Origin of the sequence: Streptomyces sp. NPDC049837 (genome assembly GCF_040674455.1) — a bacterium.
Taxonomy (GTDB): domain Bacteria; phylum Actinomycetota; class Actinomycetes; order Streptomycetales; family Streptomycetaceae; genus Streptomyces.
Genome location: NZ_JBFAMP010000003.1, coordinates 628352 through 649040 on the forward strand (window position 1 = coordinate 628352; position 20689 = coordinate 649040).

The following is a 20689-nucleotide window of genomic DNA, read 5'->3' on the forward strand; positions in this document are numbered from 1 at the left end:
CCGGCAGCCGGCGCCGGCAGCCGGCGCCGGCAGTCAGTCGCCGGGCTCGTCGACCTCCTCGATCGGTACGTCGGTGACGCCCGCGACCATCATGTGCGGTGCGTCCTCGTCGCACTGGGAGAGGCTCACCGCCGCCCAGCGTGGGCCGCGCGGGGACGCGACCGGGCCCCACACCATCAGCTCGCCGTACAGGTCGAAGGCGCGCAGCTCCGCGAAGAGCGGCAGCACCGACTCGTCGTCGACCTCCCCCATGAGGAACGCCCGCATGCTCACCACCCGGTGCGGGCCCCACCGCTCCTCCAAGGCGCGCGTCAGGGCGGTGAGGTACTCGTCGGCCTCCGCCTGCGCGGCGTCCCACTCCGGGCCCGGGACACCGAAGTAGAAACGGCTCTCCCACAGGAGTTTCAACCGGAAACCGGCGCCATAGCTGCCGCTCCAGCCCTCCTCCTTGGACGGCTCCCACTGGGTGGGGCCGCTCGCCGGGAGTGGTTCGGCGAGCAGGGCGTCCACGGCGGCGACGGCCTGGCCGACGTCGAACGGGGTGCCCGTGGCCTTCACAGCTTGGCCCTCTCCATGGGGCGGGGCAGCGCCTCCAGGGCACCGGTGGCGCGGAGGGCGCGGTTGACGGCGACGAGGTCGTCGATGCCGCTTTCCGTATCGGAGAGGTCCAGCAGCAGCCCGCCCTGCTCGGTCGGCTCGCTCTTGCCGGGCAGCTCCTGGTCGCCGATGAGCGCGGCGCGCCGCTCCGACAGGTAGCCCGCCCAGCCGACGCACGCCTGGCCGGGCTCGCGGCCGTCGTCCTCCAGGGCGAGCTGGAGCTCCGTCTCCGTCACCTCGCCCCAGTCGACGTCCCACGTCTCGGCGAGGGCGCGGAGGACATCGGCGTACGGGAGGGACGGGCCGTCGTCCGGGGCGGTGACGGTCACCACCACGCTCATGGCGAGGTGATCGGACACCCCTCCCCCGGTACCGCTGACGGCCACCTTGACCGGGCTCGCGGTGGGCGTCGCCAGCGCCATGGCGTACCCCTTGCGGTCCGACCAGTCGTCGCCCGCGTTGTTCTCGCGCAGGTGCGCGGCGATGGCGTCGGGGTCCTGTACGTCGTCGACCGGCACCCAGGCGCCGAAGACCGCCGGGTCGATCTCCCGAAGCCGGGTGAGGAACGTGCTCCAGCGGACGGCCAGCTCCTGTTCCGATTCGGGCCTGGGCCCCCAGAAGCCCCGTACGACTCGCCTCATGGTCTGTCCTCCTCTGTAGGCTCCCCTCCGCGCATCCTAAGGACGGATTTTCACCCGCCGGGCTTCATCGGGCCGGAGATCGGCCGTTTCTGCGGCGTGTGGACGACCTTGATCGGCAGGTCCTCGTCGAGGAACGCCAGCCGCGCCGCCCGCGCGACCATCGGGTCCGAGAAGTGCCACTCGATGGCCCGGCCCCCCGAGGCGGCCACCTGTCCCCGCGCCTCCTCCAGGAACTTCGCCTTGCCGGACTCCGTGAGCTGCGCGATCGGCTTCCCGTCCTGCTTGGCGAGGTAGCTGGTGTAGCCGAGCTTGGCCTCCAGGAACGTCTGCCGGCCGGCGTCCCAGCCGTCGTACTCGACCGGCCGTCTCCCCGCGTCCGGATGCGGTACGACGTACTCCTTGCCGCGCACGGTGCCGCTGACCTGCTCCTGGTAGCGCAGCCACGCCTCGTTGAACCAGGTGGGCTCGGGGTTGCGGTTGCGGCCGCGCCAGGTGCCGTTGCCCTTGTCGGCGTCGCCCAGTTCGGGGTCCCTGAGGTCCTCGGCCCACGCCGGCGGCTCGTAGTTGCGCGGGTCGTTCTTGTCGCCGGGGGTGGGCGGCGGCCACTCCTTGGGCCCGTTGCGCTTCTTCTTGGCGTCCTCCACCGCCTGCTCGGCCGCGTCCGCGTCCCGGTCGGCCTGCCGGGCCGCCTCCGTCTTCGCCGGGTCGTCGCCCTCGCCGCAGGGCGGTTGGGCGAGCAGCCGTACGGGTGACGAGGCGAGGACTCCGGTGCCGCTGCCGGGGACGCCTTGCATGCGCGGGGCGTCGGTACGCCCGCCCCAACTGAACGTGCAGCCCTTGAGCCCGGCCTTCTCCGCGGCCTCGTCGGCGTGCCGGCGCGCCTCACGGGCGGCGGCCTCCGCCGCCTCGACGTCCCCCGCGTCGGCGGCCTTGCGCGCCTTGCCCGCCGCCTCGGACGCCTTCTGGGCGAGCTCCCCGACCTCGCCGAGCTTCCCGAGCTTGCCCAGTTTGCCGAGCTTGCCGACGAGCTTGGCCTCGCCGTAACCGGGGATGAAAAGGGACCCGACGTTCCACAGCACGGTGCCGATGGCCTGGCCCTGGTCGCCCCGGTTCCACATGTCCCGGACGTCGTCCCCGACGAACACGTCGTCGAGCACGGTCACGCTCATGCCGACGTTCGCCTTGCCCACGTCGAGGAGAGCGCCCAGGTAGTCGCCCTTCGCCCACTTGTCGAGGGCGCCCCCGGCGTCCTTCAGCCACTGCTCGCCGAGGTCCTTGCCGTACTCCTTGAGGCCTTCCAGGGCTTTGACGGGGTGCAGGATCGTCTCGAACGTACCGGTGATGTCACCCCACAGGCCGTCCTTGAAGACGCCCTCGAAGAACCCGCCGACCTGGCGGGCACCGCAGGAGAGGAAGGCGCCGATCCCGGAAGTACAGCTTTCACCATCCCCATCCCCATCCCCATCCCCTTCCTTGTCCCCGTCCTCCTCGTCGGAGGTGGCAGGGTCGTCCTGCCCGGTCCCGTCCTGCTCGCCCGTGCTGCCCCCGGGCCTCTCCCCGGCCTCCACTCCGGAGCCGTCACCCGCACCGGCTTCGCACCCCGCCCCCACCACCGCGCACACCGCCGACCGGAGCCCGCCGACGACCTGGCCGCCGGCGCCGGAAACGACCAGCGCCCCGACGATCGCGGCGACGAGCAGGACGAGCCCCACGTACTCCGTGGTCGTCTGCCCGCCCTGCGTACGCCACTTGACCATCCGGTCCCACCGGAACAGCCGGTGCACCGCACGCTCCCCGGCCGGCAGCAGGAACCACTCGTGCGATGACCCCCGGCACAGCAGCACGATGACGACGACGGGGATCACCAACTGCGGTACGCCCCGGCCGTCACCGCCCGTCAGGGAGCCGAGGGCGCCGACGACGAACCACGCCTGCACGGCGAGCAGCCCGCGCCGTACCCACACCCCGCCCGTCCACACCCGCCGGCTCACCAGGAACCCCGCCGTACCGGGCAACGCCCCGTACACCACCCAGGCGATCAGCTCCCCGTCCACGCCGCCCAGCGACGCGGCGAGCAGAAGCACCCCGGCCCCACCGAGCAGGGTGACCCCGAACACCACCCGCACCAGGACCAGTACGGCCTGAAGCGCACGCGGCATCGGCCGCCGCTGCGGCACAACTCCCCCACCACCGGCCCCTGTTGCAGACATGCCACGACGCTAGGGCGTCGCCCGCCCCCGGTCTTGGGCCCCAGGGCCCAACCTTTCCCCTATCCGGATGCAAGGGCACGGGCGGCGGCAGTGAGCCGGCCGACAACGGGTAGCCCCGCTGGGAACGATGGGGGGATACACACATGAAGAGAGATCTGACCGCGCTCGCGCAGGGCGGTGTACTGCTCACCGCGCGGGCGCTGGAGGCCGGCTGGCCCAAGCGCCGCCTGCACCGGCGGCTGCGCACCGAAGGCTGGACCCACGTGCGCCAAGGCGCCTGGGCGGCGCCCGGCAGGGCCGTGAACTGGGAGATCGAGGCCCGTGCGGTACAACTTCAGCGACCGCGCCTGGTCTGCAGCCACCGCACCGCCGCGATACTGCACCGCATCGAGCTCCTGCGCTCCACCCACGGCGGGCCGGAACCGGCCGAGTTCACCGATCCCCACACCGACGGCTCCTCCTGGCGCGGCCCCGGCCGTCGGGTGCACAGGCTCCCGCTCACGGACGCCGACTGCACCGTCCGGCGGGGCCTGAGGGTCACCACCCCGGCGCGCACGGTCGGCGACCTGATGCGGCGCGGCCCCCGGGACGACGCCCTGGTGTGCGCGGACTCGGCCCTGGCGAGGCGGGTGGTGCACGGGGTGCGCCGGCCCCCGCTCCTCGGGCAGGAGGACCTGCGCGCCGAGCTGTCCTCGGGCCGCCGCGGGGGCGCAGCGGCCCGCGAGTGGCTGGCCCTCACCGACCCCGCGTCGGGCTCGCCCGCGGAGACGATCGCACGGCTGCGGATGCACGACGCGGGCCTCCACCCGGAGTCACAGCCGCAGTTCCGAACCCCGGAAGGCCGCCGCGTCCAACCGGACTTCCTCTTCCGGAAGCAGGGCCTGGTCGTTGAGATCGAGGGGTACGCCTACCACGGCACGCGAGAGGCCCACGCCCGCGACATCCAGCGCTTCAACGACCTGATGGCCTGCCCGGGCGTACGGCACATCCTCCGCTTCACGGCAGCCGACGTGTTCCACCGCCCACACCACGTGATCGCCACCATCCACCAGGCCCTGACCCACCTGGACGCCCACCCCAAGTGACCGTCTGGGCCGCCCTCTCTCCGAGTGTGGCGGGCTCCGGCGTCCCCTCAAGGGCGCTTCGCGTCGGCTTCGCCGATGGGCTTCGCCCACCCTTGACCGGCCGCCTCCGCCCGCCTTTTCACACTCGGAGGGCGGCCCGGGGGAACGGGTCCAGGGGGGCGCCCATTGTCCCCTTGGGTTCTGGCCAAGAGGCGGGTGGCGGAGGGGCGCGGCAGCGGAATGGGGGGCTCTCTCTCGACTCAGCGGCAGACCGCCGTCGTCCGGCTGCGGCACAGGACCTCGCTCCTGCCGGTGGTGGGTGCGCGGCAGTGGTGTGGGGCGGCCGGGGTTGGGCTTGGCGGCTGCGGCCGGGTGGGGTGCTGCGGTGCAGGCACGTGGCTGGGGTTGGGTGGGGGCTTGGGACGGAGGAGCCCGAGAGGGGCTGCGGCCGAGGGCGGGGCTCCCCTGTTTGCTGGGCGGCAAGGGACACCCCCGGGGGAGCCTCAGAGGGCAGAGGCGTGTCCCTTCCCGCCCACAAGTCCCTGTTCCCGGTACTGGTGTGACCAGAGAGCCCGGTGGGGTGCTCCTGTGGGACCTGGGATGTCGGTGGTGTCACTGAGGCCTCCACCCGACGGCTCCACCGTCCCAGCCCCCGCCCAACCCCGGCCACCCGCCTGCACCCCAGCCCGAAACCGGCGGCCAGCCGCCGAGCCCAGCCCGGCCGCCCCACTCCACCCCCCGCGCCCCACCCACCGGCCCGCGCTCGGCGACGCACCGCAGCGACGTGCGACCGGGCCCGTGGACCCCGCACCCCCGGGCCGCCCTCCGAGTGTGAAAAGGCGGGCGGAGGCGGCCGGTCAAGGGTGGGCGAAGCCCATCGCGAAGCGACGCGAAGCGCCCTTGAGGGGACGCCGCAGCCCGCCACACTCGGAGAGAGGGCGGCCCACACGGCCCACCGTGAACGGGGCGTTCAGGCCGGGGGGGGAAGGCGGACAGGTCGGTCCACCTCCCGGCCTGGGAGCGGTACGTCAGCCGCGCGGGAAGGAGACCTCCACGCGACGGTTCTTCTTGCGGCCCTCCTCCGTGCTGTTGTCGGCGATCGGGTACTGCTCGCCGTAGCCGCGGATCTCGTACGTGATCCCGCCGGACGCGAGCAAGGGTGACAGCACCTTGTGCACGGCGTCCGCGCGCTGCTTGGAGAGCACGTCACCGTGGGCCGAGGAACCGAGGTTGTCGGTGAACCCGAAGATGCGGACCTTGGTGGCGTTCTGCTTCTTGATCTCCTCGGCGATGGCGGCGATTCGGGAGTGGGCGTCGGGCGTCAGCTTGGCGCTGTCCTTGCCGAAGAGGACCTCGGCCTGGAGGGCGAACTTCAGGTTCGAGCTCGTCTCCTCGCGCCGCTCCTCGCCGCCCTCGGACTCCACGATCGAGATGAGCGGCAGCACCTTCGCGGGCGCGAGCGTGGCCCCGTCGCGCATCTTGAGTCCCGGCGAGTTCCCGTCCACCTCAGGTGGCGGCACGGTCGACTCGGTGCCGGGCGGCGTGCTCGGGATGTCGTCGGCGTGCGCTGTGGCGGCGCCGGCGAACAGCACCACGGCAGCGAGCACGCACGCAGCAGGGCGGCGTACGGGGGTTCTGCGGGGGGAGAGGGTGGGGGTGCGCATCACGAGATCTCAATGGTCGCGACGGGCATCTGCGGGATCTGGATGTCCACCTGAGTCGTGTTCGCGGGCGGCGCGGGGAACTGGGCGAACATCGAGATGGTCTCACCGGCCTTCACCGTGGTGATCCCGGTCGTTGTCAGGGGGTAGCCCTCGGTGTCACGCAGAACGTAATAGCGCTTCTTCTCCGTCTTGTCCAAGAGCGTGATGCCGGCGAAGGAAGGGCCGGTCTGCTTCACGCTGACCTCCTGGCCACTCCATTGCGGAGGGGCGATCAGCATCTTGGACGACGGGTTCTTCAGGCTCCCGGTGACGGTGAGAAAGCCACCCTGGTCCCGCACAGCGCTGTGGATGACGATCTGGAAACCGTTGCTGCCGTTGATGGTGGCCAGCGTCGCACTGGTGTCTGGAACCGTCGGCCCGGTGTCCTCTGCGGGCTTACCGGGATCGGCCGGGGCCGAGGAGGCGCTGCCCGCCTTCTCCGGCTCCTTGTCGGCGCTGTCGCTTCCGCCGCCTTCGCCACCGCTGCCGCAGGCCGACAGGAGTACGGCCAGTGCCACAGCGGTGACTCCGGCCGCCGCTCTACGTACTGCCGTCCCGTACCGATTACTCATGAGTGCCATTCCTTTTCGTTCATTCGCGGTCAGTCCTCGGCGAGTCGGACGTCGAAGAGGTCGGACATGTCCGGGAGGTCAGTCGGGTCCAGATCCATGACGTCGCCCTCGCAGTCCAGGGACCCCGGGGAGGGCGCGCTGTCGTCATCGGCGGGGTCGAAGCTGCATCGAGGGACGACGATCGCCGTCGCTGTTGCCTCGGCGGTCAGGTTGTCCGTCCCGGGCAGAATGGTGTCCCCGACCGGCTTCTGGGACGTAACGCTCACCCTTGAGCCCCAGCGGCCGTCGTCCAACGGACGGCATTCCGCAACGTTGGCCTTGTTCTGGCCGGCGTAGTGGTGGCTCGCACCGCACCCGTCGAGCGTGGGGATGAGTGCACCGTCCAACAGGTCGCCAAGGTCATCGATCGTGAGGTCGAAACTGTCCCGTTGCTCCCGGGCTGCCGCCAGCGCTGCGGCGTCCGCCGCGGACTGGGCGCCATTGCGCGTAGCCCCGGCCTGGCCTACCGCGAAGAACGCGAGCGCGAGAAAGAGCAGGCTCGCCACTACGAAGATGTAGAGGGGCGAAGCCTGCCCGGTCTCGCGACTCGTGTGGTGACTGATCGTCAGCCACCGCCGACGATCGCTGTGACGCGCGCCAGCAGACCAGCGGCGATCGTGTCGCCCACACCCGACCCCACCACCGCCGCGATGATCACCCCCACCAGGATGATGATCCCGACGTACTCGACGGCTCCCTGGCCCCTGTCGCCCCGGCGCTTGAGTGCCGCAGCGGTCGTCTTGGCCCACGTACCCACGTACAGCGTGATGTTCGACATGGTGGTCTCCTCCGGGCTCGTTGGGAGGAACGTACGGCGGGAGGAGGTGTGCGGGCATGGGCCTGGGGGCCCAAGTGGGGGCCCAATCAGGGAGGTGGGGGTGGTCAGCCACGGGTCGGTCCCCCTCCGTGCCAGATGGCGATGGCCTGGCCTCGGCTTTCGGCGTTGAGCTTGGCGAAGATGCGGTTGATGTGGTTCTTGACCGTCTTCTGGCTGATGAAGCACGCGGCGGCGATCTGCTGGTTGGTCATGCCCGACGCGATCAGGTCCATCACCTCCGCCTCCCGTTGGCTCAGTAATGAATGTGCCATATTCGCTTGCTGCTGCGAAGAGGGTTGGGCAAACTCACGTTCCGCGAAGGAAATTCGCGACCCGGATGGCGTTGCAGGAGCATACTGCGCCCGCACCGCCGCCAGCAGGGCGTTCGACGCCGTGTGGGTGAAATGCGCCCGGCCCAGTTGGGCGTCGCGTACCGCGTCGACCAGTTGGGCGGCCGTGAACTCGCCGTGGACCAGGTAGCCGCACGCGCCGAGGCGGAGGGCTTCGTGGACGACGTCGGACTCGCGGCTGTAGGTGGTCATCAGGACCGGGGCCAGCCGGACCAGGTGGGGCAGGGCCGCGATGCCGTCGACGCCCGGCATGCGGACGTCGAGGAGGATGACGTCCGGGTGGTGGCGTACCGCGGCCTCGTACGCCTCGCGGCCGTCCGTCGCCTCGGCGGCGACCTCGATGTCCTCGCGGCCGGACAGCAGGGCGGTCAGGCCCGCCCGGACGACCGGGTTGTCGTCGGCGACGATCACTCGCAGGTGCTCATGCATGGTGGTGCACCCTCCGTTTCCAGCGCCCGGACCGGCAGCTCCAGCCGGACCTCCGTGCCCTTGGTGGCCCGCCCCCGGCCGATGCGGATGCGGGCGCCTATCGACGCGGCGCGCTCCACCATGCCGACGAGGCCGAAGTGGCCCGCGCGTCTCAGGTCGTCGAGCGTCGTACCGGTGGGCAGGCCGCGGCCGTCGTCGTACACGCTGAGCGTCAGGACGTCGTCCGCCACGCCCGACGACACGGTGATGTACGACGGGCGGCCGTGCCGGTGCGCGTTCTCCATGGCCTCCGAGGCGACGGCCAGGAGCTGGCGGGCCACCGCGTGCGGGACCGGGGGCGGGGCGGCGCCCAGCGGGCGGTATGTGGCGCGTACGCCGTGGCGGCGGGCGAAGTCGGCGGTACGGGCGGCCAGTTCCGCCGTGACGTCCACGCCACCGCCGTCCAGGCCCGATTCACGGCGGAGGTCGGCGAGCAGTTCGCGCGACTCGGCGGCGGCGCGGCGGGCGGAGCGGGCCACCAGTTCCGCCTGGCGGCGCACCGACAGGGGGTCCGCGCGGTCGGCGGTGGACGCCAGGCCGTCGGCGGCCAGGGCCAGGCCGTGCAGGGTCTTGGCGACCGAGTCGTGCATCTCGCGGGCGAGCCGCGCCCGTTCGGCCTCCACCGCGCCGTTCACGGCGAGGCGGGCCCGCGCCTCGGTGAGGGCCTGGCTCGCGGCGCCGAAGTCGAGGATGAGGCCCCGGAGGGTCGAGCCGACCGCGCCGGCGATCACGCACAGGCCGGGGAAGAGGAGGGAGGAGGGGTCGACCGAGACCTCGGTACTCACGCCGTAGGACAGCAGGAGGAGGAGGGACTGGAGGACGGCGAAGAACGCGGCGCCACGCCAGCCGTACAGCAGGCCGGCGAGCAGCGGCGTGCAGATGGTGACGTACGCGAGCGTCGACTCGGGCGACGCGGTGGCCAGCAGCAGCGCGCCGAACAGCATGTCGGCCGCGAGGACGGCCGGGTGGCGCAGCAGGACGCGGCCGAAGCGCTCCCAGTCGCGCAGGACGACGTACGACACCATGAAGGTGATGAGCACGGCGGTGCCGACGAGCCAGGTGCCGAGCCCCGGCGCGGCGCCGTCGAGGGCGAACGGGGACGCCAGCACGATCATCGCCAGCCGGAAGCCGAACACCTGGCGGCACAGCGCCTGGAGGGCGTTGATCTGGAGGGGGAGGGAGGGGTCGCGCGTCGCCGGCTTCGGGGTCATCGGGTCACCCGCCGATGATGTCCGCGAAGTCGACGCCGGAGCCGTAGTAGAAGCTCAGGGCGATCAGGATCATGGTCGCGGGCAGCATCACCATCGTCACGACGAGCGTGGTCTTCGGTACGGCCTTGGCGGCGCTGCGGCGCGCGTTCTGCGCGTCCGTGCGCCGCATGTCGTTGGCGATCTGGATCAGCGTGTCGACGATCGGCGCGCCCAGCTCCTCGCCCTGCTGGAGGGCGGTGACGAACATGGAGACCTGCTCGGAGGCGTTGCGCTTGCGCAGTTGGTCGAAGGCCTCGCGGCGGCTGACGCCCATGTCCATCTGGCGCAGCGTGATGCGCAGTTCGTCGGCCCAGGGGCCGGAGTACTTCTCGGCGACGCGTTCCAGGGCCTGGCGGAAGCCGAGGCCGGCGGAGACGACGACGGCGAGGACGTCGAGGAAGTCGGGCAAGGTGCGCTCGATGTCGTCCTTGCGGCGCCGGATGGCGAGCCGCAGCAGGACGTCGGTCCAGGTCAGCCCGTACGCCAGGATGACGACGGCGACGACGGCCTGGCCGCGCGCCAGCATGGCGAGGGCTGCGAGGACGCCGAGGAAGCCGTACACGGCGCGCCGGGCGGCGTACCGGTCGACGGTCATGCCGCCGGGGTTGCCCGCCATGTCGAGGCGGCGGCGCAGCGCGTCGACCCGCTTGGGGCCCATCATCCGCAGCACCGCGGGGGCCCAGCGCATGCCGAGCCGGTCGATGCCGGAGCCGACGGGCGTGGTGCGGGTGGCGCCGACCTCCAGGGCGAGCACCAGGTCGCCGGGGAGTCTGGCGTCGGCCCGGTACATGCGGATGCCGTGGAAGACGCCGTACACGGACAGGCCGATGACGGCCGCGTACAACAGGCCCATGGTGTGCCCTCCTTTCAGACCCGGATGCGGGAGAGGCGGCGGATGAGGACGAACCCGGCGGCGTACAGGCCGAAGGCGAGGACGGAGCCGATCTGGCCGGCGGCCGAGCCGGTCATCTTGTCCAGGGCGCCGGGGGCCATGCCGTTGATCATCAGCAGGAAGCACAGGCCGAGCAGTGGCAGGGCGAAGGCCGTCACCTTGACCTGGGAGAGGAGGGTGATGACCTCGCGCCGGGTCTCCTTGCGCTCTTCCAGGGTGCTGGTGAGGTTGCGCAGCGAGGTGACGACCTGGCCGCCGGCGCGGTTGGACAGCACCAGGGTGGAGACGAGGACGACGAGTTCGCGGGAGGGCAGGCGGTCGGCGAGGTCGCCGAGCGCGTCGTCGAGGCTGTGGCCGACGGCGAGCTGGTCGGCGACCTTGCGCAGCTCCTCGCCCGCCGGGTCGTCGAGCTCCTCGGCGGCCATGGCGATGGCGGTACGGAGGGCGAGGCCGGCCTGGGTGGCGTTGGCGAGGACGCGGGTCAGCTCGGGGAGCTGGTTGATGAACGCCTCGGTGCGCTTCTGGCGCTGCCAGTTGAGGAACGAGTTGGCGCCCCACAGGCCGGCCAGGGCGGCGAGGGCGCCGAAGAACGGGGCGAAGATCGCGCCGATCGTGAAGTGGACCCCGAGCAGGGCGGCCACCGCGTACACGGCGTACTCGCCGGGTGTGAGGTCCAGGCCAGTCGCCGCGATCTTGCGCTCGATGCGGCGGCCGAGGCGCGTGGCCCGGAGGCGCCGGTCGACGCCGGCGAAGCGGCGGCGCCGCCCGTCGAGCGGGACGTGTCCCGTCTGGGTCATCCGGGCCACGAGTGCCTGGCGCTGCGCCTTGCCGGACGCGTAGGCGTGCACGCCGGCGACGCCCAGCACACAGGCGAGGAGGGTGACGCCGAGCGTCAGGAGCGGGAGGTTGTCCATGGGGGTCCGTCGGTCCAGTCGGGGGCGGTCGGTCGGGGGCGGGGTGCGGGCGTGTCCTGTGGGTGGGTCGGGGGCGGTCGGTCGGGGGCGGGCTGCGGGCGTGTCCTGTGGGTGGGTCGGGGACGGTCGGTCCGGGGTCGGAGGCGGGTCGTGGAGCCGGCCGGTCAGGGGCCGGTCGGGCCCGTCAGCCGGTCGTCGCGCGGCGGAGGGCTAGCTGGTCGTCGGAGTGGGCGACGCCGAAGGCGGGCGGTACGGGTTCGCTCTTGAGGTAGAGGCGTTCGGCGACGCGGCGCGGGAGCGGGTGGTACTCGAAGTGGCCGTGGATCCTTCCGTCGGCGGCCATCGGCCGCGCGGCGAAGCGGCAGACGGTCACGATGCGGTACTCCTCGCGGCCATGGGAGTCGACGATCGCGATCTCGGTGATCTTGCGGGCGCCGTCGGCGTGCCGGGTGAGCTGGACGATGACGTCGACCGCGCTGTTGATCTGGTCCTTGATGGCGACGAACGGGACCTCCACCTCCGACATGGAGCCGAGGGTCTGGAGGCGCATCAGGGCGTCCTCGGCGCTGTTGGCGTGGACGGTGGCGAGGGAGCCGTCGTGGCCGGTGGACATCGCCTGGAGCATGTCGAGCGTCTCGCCGCCGCGGACCTCACCGACGATGATCCGGTCGGGGCGCATGCGCAGCGAGTTGCGTACGAGGTCGCGGATGGTGACACGGCCCTTGCCCTCGACGTTGGGCGGTCGCGCCTCCAGGGTGATGACGTGGGACTGCTGGAGCTGGAGCTCGGCGGAGTCCTCGATGGTGACGATGCGCTCCCCCTCGGGGATGAGGCCGGACAGCGCGTTGAGCAGGGTGGTCTTTCCGGTGCCGGTGGCGCCGGAGACGATCACGTTGAACTTGGCGCGGACGAGCCCGGCGAGCAGCATCACCATGTGCTCGTCGAGCGAGCCGAGGGCGACCATCTCCTGGAGCGTGAAGGCGCGCGGGAAGCGGCGGATGGTGAGGATGGGGCCGGAGAGGGACAGCGGCGGGATGATGACGTTGACGCGCTCGCCCGAGGGGAGCCGGGCGTCGACCATCGGGTTCGACTCGTCGACGCGACGATTGACGGTGGACACGATCCGCTCGATGGTCTGCATGAGTTGCTCGGTGGACGAGAACCGCATCGGGAGCTGTTCGAGGCGGCCGCGCCGCTCGACGAACACCTGCTCGGGGCCGTTGACCATGATCTCGCTGATGGAGGCGTCTTCCAGGAGCGGTTCGAGGATGCCCAGGCCGAGGGCCTCGTCGACGACCCGGCGGATGAGCTGGGAGCGCTCGGTGGAGGAGAGCACCGGGCCCTCGCGGCTGATGATGTGGCCGAGCACCCGCTCCAGCCGGGCGCGGCGCTCGGCGGTCGCCAGGGCGGACATCTCCGCGAGGTCGATCTCCTCCAGGAGTTTGACGCGGTAGACGCCGACGAGGTGGTTGTCCTCGCCCTTGCCGTTGACCGGCTCGGGACTGCTGATGCGCGCCCGCAAGCTCATGTCGTCTCAACTCCCTCAGTCGGTGGCGGGCGTGGTGACCGGCATGGTGGTGGACCTCTGTGCGTTCGGGAAGCTGAAGAGCGGGAGGACGGAGGGGATGGGGACGGTCGCGGTGGCCGTGACCTCGTCGCCTCCGATGCCGGAAACGCCGACGTCCGTGTCGAGCCAGGCGCTCGTGGCCGCCCGCCCCGCGCCCCCCGCGTCCGCCGTCGGGTCCTGTGACGCCACCCGGGCCGCCGCCCTCGACGCCGTACCCGCCTGCTGCACCGCGTACGCCACGAACCCGAGCTGGACGGCCGCCAGGGCGGCGATCAGGAGCACGGTGACCCAGCCGACGAACTCGACCGCCGACTGGCCGGCCTCCCGGTCGCGGGGCCTGCTCCACGCGTACGGCGTCATCGGTCGTCCTCCCTCGCCACGGCGGAGTGGCCCCGCACGTCGATGGGGATGTCGAAACCGGGGAAGAGGACGGGGACGTTCACCTGCACGGTCGCCGTGTAGAGGTCGCCCCCGCCCCCGCACTCCGCCGCCACCGTCCACGCCCCCGACACGCTCCCCCGCGCCGCCGCCGCGCACGCCCCGTCGCCGCCCACGGTGCCCGCCCGGGCCGCCTCGTCCGCCGCGTTGCCGGCCAGCGAGTAGGAGTAGCCCACGAGGGCGGCCTGCCAGAGCAGGACGATCACGCCGAGGACCACCGGGACCATCCCGGTGAACTCGACCGCGACCTGTCCCCGGTCCCCCGGGGCACCCCGGTCATTTCCGTAACGGCGTCCCATGACGTATCCCCGTATCCCCTACTTGCCCCGGCCGCGACGGAGGCCCACCGACCCCCGGTCGCCACGGAACTTCCCCTGCCTGCTTTCCCCTTCCGGCGCCTTCACGATCCCCAGCTCGCCCGCCAGTGCCCACAGCGCCTGCTTGACGGACGACTTGGCCTCCAGGTCCTGCATCCGGCCGGCGTCGACGACCGGCTGGAGTTCCTTGAAGTTCGCGGGTACGGAGGTGCGGGCGACACGCGTGCCGGTGATCTTCTCGACGAGCTGTGGCTGGATCTCCGTGTTGCGGATGTGCCGGTTGACCACCGTCACGGTCTCCTCCGCCTTGCGGATCTGGAGCCGGTCCCAGAGCCTGACCATGCGCTTGGCCGCCCGGACGGCCACGACGTCGGGCGTGAGGACCAGCAGCGTGGTGTCGGCCATCTCGATGGCGGCGGCGTTGGCGGTGTCCATGTGCGTACCGCAGTCGATGACGACGACCTCGTAGCGGTTGCGCAGCGCGCTGACGATCTGGCGGACGGACCGGTCGGTGACGTCCTCGCCCCGCTCGCCCTCCCCGGGCGCCAGCAGCAGGGCGATGCCGGACTGGTGGGCGTACAGGGCGTCCTGGAGCACCCGGGGCGATATGTCCTGGATGGTGGCGAGGTCCACGATGGACCGCCGGAACTGCACGTCCAGGTACGAGGCGATGTCCCCGGCCTGGAGGTCCAGGTCCGCGAGGGCGACGGACAGGCCGGACGCCCGGGCGGCGAGGGCGAGCTGGACCGCGGTGAGGGTGGTGCCGACCCCGCCCTTGGCGCCGCTCACGGTGACGACCCGGCCGCCCGGTCCGGTGAAGACGTCGCCGCCCTGTCCGAGGTGGCGCCGGACGCCCACGGACCAGGCGGCCGCGGACTGGACGCGCTGGACGAGCTCCTCGTACGACAGGGGCATGCCGACCAGGCCGCGGGCGCCGGAGTCCATGGCGGCCGAGTAGAGGCCGGGCCCGGCGTCGGCGGTGACGAGGACGACGCCGACCGCCGGGAAGCGGAGGGCGACCTCCCGGATGAGTTCGAGTGCGGGGACGGGCCCGATCCGCTCGTGGACCAGCACGACCTCGGGCAGTTCGTCCAGGGACTCGGCGGCGAGCCGGGCGAGGGTGTCGATCAGCGAGGTCGAGTCGGCGACCGGCGCGGCCGGTTCGGCGTCGGGGAGCTGGCTGAGGAGGGTGGTGATGGATCGGGCGGCGTCGGGGTCACCGACGGCCGGGAGGATGCGTGTGGTCATCCGGCCCTCACTTGTTCTTGTCTTCGTCGAGCGTGTAGCTGCCCTCGCCGGGCCGGAGGACGGTGGGGCTGTTCCTGGGCAGCAGCGCGAGCCGTACGTGCTCGGCGAACGACTCGGCGTACGCCACGCGCTGGGCGTCGGTGGTGGAGAGCGCGAAGGTGATCGGCACGGCCTCCCGGACGCCGACGCCCCGGTTGTCGTCCCGCTTGCCGTCGAGCGGGGTGAGCTTGCCGACGTCGAGGACGCGGGCGTTGGCGACGATGATGCGGGACTCGGCGACGGCGCCCTTCTCGCGGTTGTCGTCGTCGAAGGTGGCGAAGATGTTCACCAGCGAGCCGGCCGTGATCTTTCCGGCGACGCCGGTGGCGGCGTCAATCATGATGGCGATCTCCTGCTGGCCGCTTTCGAGCGCGGGCCGGTTGGCGATCATGTCCTCCTGGAGCAGTGAGCCCCTTTTGAGGTCCGTCACGGCGATCTTGTCCTTGACGACGGAGAGGTCGGTGACGGCGTTTCCGGAAAGCCAGCGCTCCGGCATCCTTATCTTCCGGAACTGGCCGGGCTGGAGAGCGGTGTAGGCCGCCACGTCGGCTTTCAGTTCGTACGCGTCGACTTCCGGGCCGACCTTGGAATTCACGTCGCTGATCACCGTGACCACACCGGCGAACGCGCCGAAGGCGCACAGGACCGAAAGGAGCAGGAGAATGACACCGCGGCGCTGACGTGAATTCATGGGCGGGGCGACCTCGCGAGTGGACGTAGGCGTGGACGTAGGCGTGGACGTGTACGAAGACGTGGGCGTGGGTGCGGGCACAGGCGCGGACGTGGGCGCGGACGGCGCCTTAAGCGGTCGGCGGCGTACCGGCGGCCGGGCGTCACGACACGCCCTGGACCGGCTCGGGCGGCACGAGCGGGGCCGAGCAGAATCCGCAGCGGTCTCCTATGAGGTCGATCCCGCACCAGGAACAGATCTCCCGCCGCACGGACGCGACGAGCTGGTAGAGGACCGAGATGTCGGGCAGGAAGGCCGCGAATTCGACAAGTTTCGCCGTCCCCCACCATTTCGGGGATTCGGCCGGGAGCGCGCTCTCCACCACTCCCCGAACCCGCCAGGCGGGTGCCAGCGTCTCGGTGACCCAGTCGGACGCCAACTGCCCGCGGGCCAGCATCATCTGCGTACCGAACTCGGGTCCGGCGAGCTGCTCTCCGGTGCCGATCCTGACGAGCTGCGGTGCCGGGTTGGCGAGGACGCCGAACTGGGAGCCGGGCACCCAGGACTTGGCGTGGGACTTCAGGCTCACCGGTACGCGGTCGAGCCGGGTGACGGTGTTGAGCAGGGCGCCCGCGTAGATGTAGTGGGACAGCAGCCGGGCGGCCGAGGCGACGACGCCGGCGCTGAAGTCGCAGATGGACAACTGGCGGAGCTGGCGTACGAGTACGGCGACGCCGAGCGGCGGGAGGTCCAGTTTCAGCAGGGCGATGCGGTCGCTCTCCAGGACGGAGCGGACGGTGTGCAGGCGGCGTTCGTGGGGGGCGGGGAGGGAGGCGGGGTAGAGGGCGACGACATAGCCGTGCTGCTCGACCATGACCTGCATGTCCGCGACGGCGGCGTCCAGCGGCTGCACGCCGGGGGACGGCAGAAGGGCCGCTGTGGGGGTCTGGTGATCGGTCGGTGGTAGCACCAGATCGGCACTGGTGACGGCAATTGCGGTCGGCACGCTGTTCCCCGTTCAGCTCCGGCCGCCGGCATTCCGGCGAACCGCAGACACTGCTCTGCCTGCTCCTCCACGCTCATCCCTGCCCACCCGCACTTTAGCCACGTCTCAGGGGCCAGAGAACAGCTTTCAGATCGCTCGATCGCTCTGCGTGGAGAGCCTGTGGGTGACCAATCAGGACGAAGGCGTCAGCAGTTAACTCCTGTTTCTTTCCACAGGTCTTGACAACTCGATTGGTCTGGACCAGTTTTACGGGAACGGCGGTGGCCACCGTTCCCCAGCACCTCCCCCACTCCCCCACCGGAGGCAGCACGTGGACCCCTCACACCGCACCCCCAGACGTCACCAACGATGGCTCGGAGGGGGCCTGGCGCTGGCCGTAGGCGCCGGGATCGCCCTCACCGGCGCGGCCGCCGGCACGGCGTACGCCGCCGACGTCAACGTCGCCAAGAACGCCGGCTTCGAGGCCGGTCTCGCCAACTGGAGCTGCTCGGCGGGCAGCGGCGCCACGGTCTCCTCACCCGTGCACGGCGGGAGCGCCGCGCTCAGGGCCACACCGAGCGGGCAGGACAACGCCCGGTGCGCGCAGACCGTGGCGGTCAGGCCCAGCTCCACGTACACGCTGAGCGCCTGGGTGCAGGGCGGCTACGCGTACCTCGGCGCGAGCGGCACCGGGACCACCGACGTGTCGACGTGGACGCCGGACTCGTCCGGCTGGAAGCAGCTCACCACCCGGTTCACCACGGGCGCGAACACCACGTCCGTGACGGTCTACACGCACGGCTGGTACGGGCAGGCCGCCTACTACGCGGACGACGTCTCCGTCTTCGGGCCCGACGGGGGCGGGGGCGGCGACCCCGACCCGGTGGTGCCCGCCACGCCCGCCGGGCTCACGGCCGGTGCGGTGACCCCGTCGTCCGTCGCCCTGAGCTGGAACCCCGTCTCCGGCGCGACCGGCTACAACGTCTACCGGGACGGCGCCAAGGTCCAGTCGGTGACCGGGACGTCGGCGACCGTGACCGGGCTGGCGGCGAACACCTCGTACAGCTTCCAGGTCAGCGCCACGAACGCGGCCGGTGAGTCGGCGAGGTCGGCGGCCGTGACCGGGAAGACGTCCACCGGCGGGACGAACCCGAACCCCGCCGTGCCCCGGCACGCGGTGACGGGCTACTGGCAGAACTTCAACAACGGCGCGACCGTGCAGAAGCTGCGGGACGTGCAGGCGCAGTACGACATCATCGCCGTGTCGTTCGCCGACTCGACCGCCACGCCCGGCCAGATCGTCTTCAACCTCGACCCGGCCGTCGGCTACGCCTCGGTCGCCGACTTCAAGGCCGACATCGCGGCGAAGAAGGCCGCCGGCAAGTCGGTGATCATCTCGGTGGGCGGCGAGAAGGGCAACGTCACCATCAACAGCGACGCGTCGGCGACGGCGTTCGCGAACAGCGCGTACGCCCTGATGCAGGAGTACGGCTTCAGCGGGGTCGACATCGACCTGGAGCACGGCATCAACTCCACGTACCTGACGAAGGCGCTGCGGCAGTTGTCGGCCAAGGCCGGGCCCGGGATGGTGCTGACGATGGCGCCGCAGACCATCGACATGCAGAACACCGGGACGGAGTACTTCAAGACGGCGCTGGCCGTGAAGGACATCCTGACCGTCGTCAACATGCAGTACTACAACAGCGGCTCGATGCTGGGCTGCGACGGCAAGGTGTACTCCCAGGGGTCGGTGGACTTCCTGACCGCCCTGGCCTGCATCCAGTTGGAGGGCGGCCTCGACCCCTCGCAGGTCGGGCTCGGCGTGCCCGCCTCACCGCGCGGCGCGGGCAGCGGCTACGTCGACCCGTCGATCGTGAAGAACGCGCTGGACTGCCTGACGCGCGGCACCGGCTGCGGCTCGTTCAAGCCGTCGAAGACGTACCCGGCGCTGCGCGGGGCGATGACCTGGTCCACGAACTGGGACGCCACGGCCGGCAACGCCTGGTCCAACGCGGTGGGACCGCACGTCCACAACCTGCCGTAGCCGCTCACGCGTGCGGCGGCCGGTTCGCCAGGTAGTAGTGCAGTACAGGGCCCAGTTCCGCCAGCCACTGGTGGAGCTGGGCCTTGCGCTTGGCGTCGATCCGGCACTCGTACAGCATGCCGCTGGGGTGGGCGACGGCCACCATGAGGACGGCGCCGCCGTGCGGGGAGGGCGCGTGGTGCACGGTGGCGACGGCCGGCCACGGGAAGTCCATGGTGTGGCCGTTGATCTCCAGGGACACCCCGGAGGCGTCCACGATCACGGAGTTGCGCCGGTCGTGGGCCACGAACTCGGGCCCGTCGGCGGGCGGCGGCGGCCCGTAGGGAGCGGGGTACGGGGCGGGACCGCCGTACGGCGCCTGGTGCGGGGCGCCGTAGGGGGCGGGACCGCCGTACGGCGCCGGCGGCGCGCCGTACGGCGGCTGTATCGGTGTCGGCGGGCCGAACCCGGGGGGCGTCGTCATGTCCTCCAGTATGGCCGCCGGTCGGGAGCCGTCCCTTACCAGGGCAGCTCGCGCACCTGCTGGACGCACAGCACCACGAACAGCAGCCCCGCCGCGCCCAGGACCCCGTTGCTCAGCCAGCCGTTGCGCCATTCGCGCGGCGTGCGGTCGGAGTTGAGGAGCCACACCAGGGTGAGCGCCAGGAACGGCATGAAGAAGGCGCCGATCACGCCGTAGACGATGACCAGGCCGAACGGCTGGTCCAGGAAGAGCAGGGCCATCGGCGGGAACGTCAGCCACAGCAGGTACGCGCGGAAGGGCAGCGACTTCTCGCGCACGCCGGCCGCGACCTCTTCGCCGGTGGTCGCGCCCCGCTTGCGGAAGTGGGTGACGAAGTCGGCGAACATCAGGCTCACGCCGTGCCACACGCCGATGAGGGACGTGATGGAGGTGGCGAAGAAGCCGATGAGGAACAGCTTGGAGGTGACGGTGCCGTACTGGTCGGCCAGTACGCCGCCGAGGTCGAGGAGTCCCTTGTCGCCCTTGGCGAGCGCGACGCCGGAGGAGTGCAGCAGTTCGGCGCCGACGAAGAGCATCGCGACGACGAAGACGCCGGTGGTGATGTAGGCGACGCGGTTGTCGAGGCGCATCACCTTCATCCATGACGTGTCGGTCCAGCCCTTGGCGTTGACCCAGTAGCCGTACGCGGCCAGCGTGATGGTGCCGCCGACGCCGCCGATCAGGCCGAGGGTGTAGATCAGGGAGCCGTCCGGCAGGACGGGCGCGAGGCCGGCGAGGGCTTCGCCGAGGTGCGGGGTGACCCGGATGGCGAGGTAGACGGTGACGACGAACATGACGCCGACGAGGAGGGTCATGACCTTCTCGAAGACCGCGTACCGGTTGAACCAGACGAAGGCCAGTCCGCCCACGCCGCACAGGACGGCCCACCACTTCAGGTCCATGACGCCCGGGAAGAGCGCCTGGAGGGGCAGCGCGCTGGAGGACATGGCGGCGGCGCCGTACACGAAGCCCCAGACGGCGACGTACACCGCGAAGTAGCCGGTGGTCCACGGGCCGAGGCTGCGCCAGCCGTCGAAGAGGGTGCGGCCGGTGGCCAGGTGCCAGCGCCCGGCGGCCTCGGCCAGCGAGATCTTGATGAGGCAGCCGACGACGGCCGCCCACAGGAGCGTGTACCCGAACTTGCTGCCCGCGATGAGCGTGGCGACGAGGTCGCCGGCGCCGACGCCGGTCGCGGCGACGACGATGCCCGGCCCGATGTAGCGCCAGCTCGCCTTGCGGGGCCGGGGGCCGGTGCCCTCGGTCTCGCCCTGTTGCGCGGTGTCTGCCATGCGTTGGCCGCCTTTCATTCGTCCCCTGATCACGCGACGTCACGTCACCAAAGCGCGGGGCGAGGTGATCGCG

21 protein-coding genes are annotated in these 20689 nt (G+C 71.5%); 2 read left to right on the plus strand and 19 right to left on the minus strand.

The genetic code is table 11. The features are described 5' to 3' along the window. Positions 1–33 precede the first annotated feature (33 nt). Genes AB0J57_RS10770 through AB0J57_RS10780 form a run of 3 tightly spaced genes read right to left on the minus strand, consistent with a single transcriptional unit; the run spans position 34 to position 3448 of the window. A complete protein-coding gene (locus tag AB0J57_RS10770; RefSeq protein WP_366127690.1) occupies positions 34–558 on the minus strand; it encodes a hypothetical protein in 525 nt (174 codons plus the stop codon). After that, positions 555–1238, minus strand: coding sequence for an Imm52 family immunity protein (locus AB0J57_RS10775; RefSeq protein WP_366127691.1), 684 nt, complete (start codon positions 1236–1238; stop codon positions 555–557). Before AB0J57_RS10775 ends, AB0J57_RS10770 begins: the two co-directional genes overlap by 4 nt. 50 nt (positions 1239–1288) lie before the next feature. Next, positions 1289–3448, minus strand: a complete 2160-nt coding sequence (locus AB0J57_RS10780) for a Tox-REase-5 domain-containing protein (protein ID WP_366127692.1) — start codon at positions 3446–3448, stop codon at positions 1289–1291. Positions 3449–3591: 143 nt separating this feature from the next. Between AB0J57_RS10780 and AB0J57_RS10785 the strand changes: the two genes are divergently transcribed. Beyond that, positions 3592–4533 carry a hypothetical protein gene (locus AB0J57_RS10785; protein WP_366127694.1) on the plus strand — a complete coding sequence of 314 codons (942 nt, stop codon included), beginning with the start codon at positions 3592–3594 and terminating at the stop codon, positions 4531–4533. A gap of 1007 nt (positions 4534–5540) precedes the next feature. On the opposite strand, the gene AB0J57_RS10790 is transcribed toward AB0J57_RS10785, so the two are convergent. The 14 genes from AB0J57_RS10790 to AB0J57_RS10855 all read right to left on the minus strand — a co-directional run bounded on the left by AB0J57_RS10790 (position 5541) and on the right by AB0J57_RS10855 (position 16802). After that, positions 5541–6176 (minus strand): OmpA family protein, encoded by a 636-nt coding sequence (locus AB0J57_RS10790; protein WP_366127695.1) that lies wholly within the window; start codon positions 6174–6176, stop codon positions 5541–5543. After that, positions 6176–6733 (minus strand): hypothetical protein, encoded by a 558-nt coding sequence (locus tag AB0J57_RS10795; protein WP_366127697.1) that lies wholly within the window; start codon positions 6731–6733, stop codon positions 6176–6178. The genes AB0J57_RS10790 and AB0J57_RS10795 overlap by 1 nt, the downstream gene beginning before the upstream one ends. Before the next feature lie 83 nt (positions 6734–6816). Beyond that, positions 6817–7395, minus strand: a complete 579-nt coding sequence (locus AB0J57_RS10800; protein ID WP_366127829.1) for a pilus assembly protein TadG-related protein — start codon at positions 7393–7395, stop codon at positions 6817–6819. Next, the gene (locus tag AB0J57_RS10805; protein ID WP_366127698.1) at positions 7392–7604 is read right to left on the minus strand and encodes a hypothetical protein; all 213 of its coding nucleotides are present in this window, start codon (positions 7602–7604) and stop codon (positions 7392–7394) included. The genes AB0J57_RS10800 and AB0J57_RS10805 overlap by 4 nt, the downstream gene beginning before the upstream one ends. Before the next feature lie 104 nt (positions 7605–7708). Next, entirely contained in the window at positions 7709–8422 is a 714-nt protein-coding gene (locus tag AB0J57_RS10810; RefSeq protein WP_366127699.1) for a response regulator transcription factor, read from the minus strand. Beyond that, entirely contained in the window at positions 8401–9672 is a 1272-nt protein-coding gene (locus AB0J57_RS10815) for a histidine kinase (RefSeq protein WP_366127701.1), read from the minus strand. Before AB0J57_RS10815 ends, AB0J57_RS10810 begins: the two co-directional genes overlap by 22 nt. Before the next feature lie 4 nt (positions 9673–9676). Beyond that, the gene (locus AB0J57_RS10820; RefSeq protein WP_366127703.1) at positions 9677–10564 is read right to left on the minus strand and encodes a DUF5936 domain-containing protein; all 888 of its coding nucleotides are present in this window, start codon (positions 10562–10564) and stop codon (positions 9677–9679) included. A 14-nt stretch (positions 10565–10578) separates the two neighbouring features. Further along, positions 10579–11517 carry a type II secretion system F family protein gene (locus tag AB0J57_RS10825; protein WP_366127704.1) on the minus strand — a complete coding sequence of 313 codons (939 nt, stop codon included), beginning with the start codon at positions 11515–11517 and terminating at the stop codon, positions 10579–10581. A gap of 184 nt (positions 11518–11701) precedes the next feature. Beyond that, positions 11702–13045 (minus strand): CpaF family protein, encoded by a 1344-nt coding sequence (locus AB0J57_RS10830; protein ID WP_366127705.1) that lies wholly within the window; start codon positions 13043–13045, stop codon positions 11702–11704. Positions 13046–13060: 15 nt separating this feature from the next. Continuing rightward, the gene (locus AB0J57_RS10835; RefSeq protein WP_366127706.1) at positions 13061–13444 is read right to left on the minus strand and encodes a TadE family protein; all 384 of its coding nucleotides are present in this window, start codon (positions 13442–13444) and stop codon (positions 13061–13063) included. Next, complete coding sequence (locus AB0J57_RS10840; protein WP_366127707.1) at positions 13441–13821, minus strand: TadE family protein; 381 nt, start codon at positions 13819–13821, stop codon at positions 13441–13443. The genes AB0J57_RS10835 and AB0J57_RS10840 overlap by 4 nt, the downstream gene beginning before the upstream one ends. An 18-nt stretch (positions 13822–13839) precedes the next feature. Next, positions 13840–15087 (minus strand): AAA family ATPase, encoded by a 1248-nt coding sequence (locus AB0J57_RS10845; protein ID WP_366127708.1) that lies wholly within the window; start codon positions 15085–15087, stop codon positions 13840–13842. A gap of 7 nt (positions 15088–15094) precedes the next feature. After that, on the minus strand, positions 15095–15817 hold the full coding sequence (gene cpaB / locus AB0J57_RS10850) for a Flp pilus assembly protein CpaB (RefSeq protein WP_366127709.1): 723 nt from the start codon (positions 15815–15817) through the stop codon (positions 15095–15097). A gap of 142 nt (positions 15818–15959) precedes the next feature. Beyond that, complete coding sequence (locus AB0J57_RS10855) at positions 15960–16802, minus strand: hypothetical protein (protein ID WP_366127710.1); 843 nt, start codon at positions 16800–16802, stop codon at positions 15960–15962. Between the two features lie 310 nt (positions 16803–17112). On the opposite strand from AB0J57_RS10855, the gene AB0J57_RS10860 reads away from it, so the two are divergent. Beyond that, entirely contained in the window at positions 17113–18825 is a 1713-nt protein-coding gene (locus AB0J57_RS10860) for a glycoside hydrolase family 18 protein (protein WP_366127711.1), read from the plus strand. A gap of 4 nt (positions 18826–18829) precedes the next feature. Here AB0J57_RS10860 and AB0J57_RS10865 read toward each other — a convergent pair whose 3' ends face one another. Both AB0J57_RS10865 and AB0J57_RS10870 read right to left on the minus strand, forming a co-directional pair. Further along, positions 18830–19288: a hypothetical protein gene (locus AB0J57_RS10865; RefSeq protein WP_366127712.1), complete on the minus strand. Its 459-nt coding sequence runs from the start codon at positions 19286–19288 to the stop codon at positions 18830–18832. 35 nt (positions 19289–19323) lie between these two features. Beyond that, positions 19324–20616: an Nramp family divalent metal transporter gene (locus AB0J57_RS10870; protein ID WP_366127713.1), complete on the minus strand. Its 1293-nt coding sequence runs from the start codon at positions 20614–20616 to the stop codon at positions 19324–19326. Positions 20617–20689: the final 73 nt, after the last annotated feature.

What these genes read in the sequence shown, in the direction of transcription:
- AB0J57_RS10775 (WP_366127691.1), bottom strand. Translation starts at nt 1,238, where the DNA reads ATGAGGCGAGTCGTACGGGGCTTCTGGGGGCCCAGGCCCGAATCGGAA.
- AB0J57_RS10780 (WP_366127692.1), bottom strand. Translation starts at nt 3,448, where the DNA reads ATGTCTGCAACAGGGGCCGGTGGTGGGGGAGTTGTGCCGCAGCGGCGG.
- AB0J57_RS10785 (WP_366127694.1), top strand. Translation starts at nt 3,592, where the DNA reads ATGAAGAGAGATCTGACCGCGCTCGCGCAGGGCGGTGTACTGCTCACC.
- AB0J57_RS10790 (WP_366127695.1), bottom strand. Translation starts at nt 6,176, where the DNA reads ATGCGCACCCCCACCCTCTCCCCCCGCAGAACCCCCGTACGCCGCCCT.
- AB0J57_RS10805 (WP_366127698.1), bottom strand. Translation starts at nt 7,604, where the DNA reads ATGTCGAACATCACGCTGTACGTGGGTACGTGGGCCAAGACGACCGCT.
- AB0J57_RS10810 (WP_366127699.1), bottom strand. Translation starts at nt 8,422, where the DNA reads ATGCATGAGCACCTGCGAGTGATCGTCGCCGACGACAACCCGGTCGTC.
- AB0J57_RS10815 (WP_366127701.1), bottom strand. Translation starts at nt 9,672, where the DNA reads ATGACCCCGAAGCCGGCGACGCGCGACCCCTCCCTCCCCCTCCAGATC.
- AB0J57_RS10820 (WP_366127703.1), bottom strand. Translation starts at nt 10,564, where the DNA reads ATGGGCCTGTTGTACGCGGCCGTCATCGGCCTGTCCGTGTACGGCGTC.
- AB0J57_RS10825 (WP_366127704.1), bottom strand. Translation starts at nt 11,517, where the DNA reads ATGGACAACCTCCCGCTCCTGACGCTCGGCGTCACCCTCCTCGCCTGT.
- AB0J57_RS10830 (WP_366127705.1), bottom strand. Translation starts at nt 13,045, where the DNA reads ATGAGCTTGCGGGCGCGCATCAGCAGTCCCGAGCCGGTCAACGGCAAG.
- AB0J57_RS10835 (WP_366127706.1), bottom strand. Translation starts at nt 13,444, where the DNA reads ATGACGCCGTACGCGTGGAGCAGGCCCCGCGACCGGGAGGCCGGCCAG.
- AB0J57_RS10840 (WP_366127707.1), bottom strand. Translation starts at nt 13,821, where the DNA reads ATGGGACGCCGTTACGGAAATGACCGGGGTGCCCCGGGGGACCGGGGA.
- AB0J57_RS10845 (WP_366127708.1), bottom strand. Translation starts at nt 15,087, where the DNA reads ATGACCACACGCATCCTCCCGGCCGTCGGTGACCCCGACGCCGCCCGA.
- cpaB (WP_366127709.1), bottom strand. Translation starts at nt 15,817, where the DNA reads ATGAATTCACGTCAGCGCCGCGGTGTCATTCTCCTGCTCCTTTCGGTC.
- AB0J57_RS10865 (WP_366127712.1), bottom strand. Translation starts at nt 19,288, where the DNA reads ATGACGACGCCCCCCGGGTTCGGCCCGCCGACACCGATACAGCCGCCG.
- AB0J57_RS10870 (WP_366127713.1), bottom strand. Translation starts at nt 20,616, where the DNA reads ATGGCAGACACCGCGCAACAGGGCGAGACCGAGGGCACCGGCCCCCGG.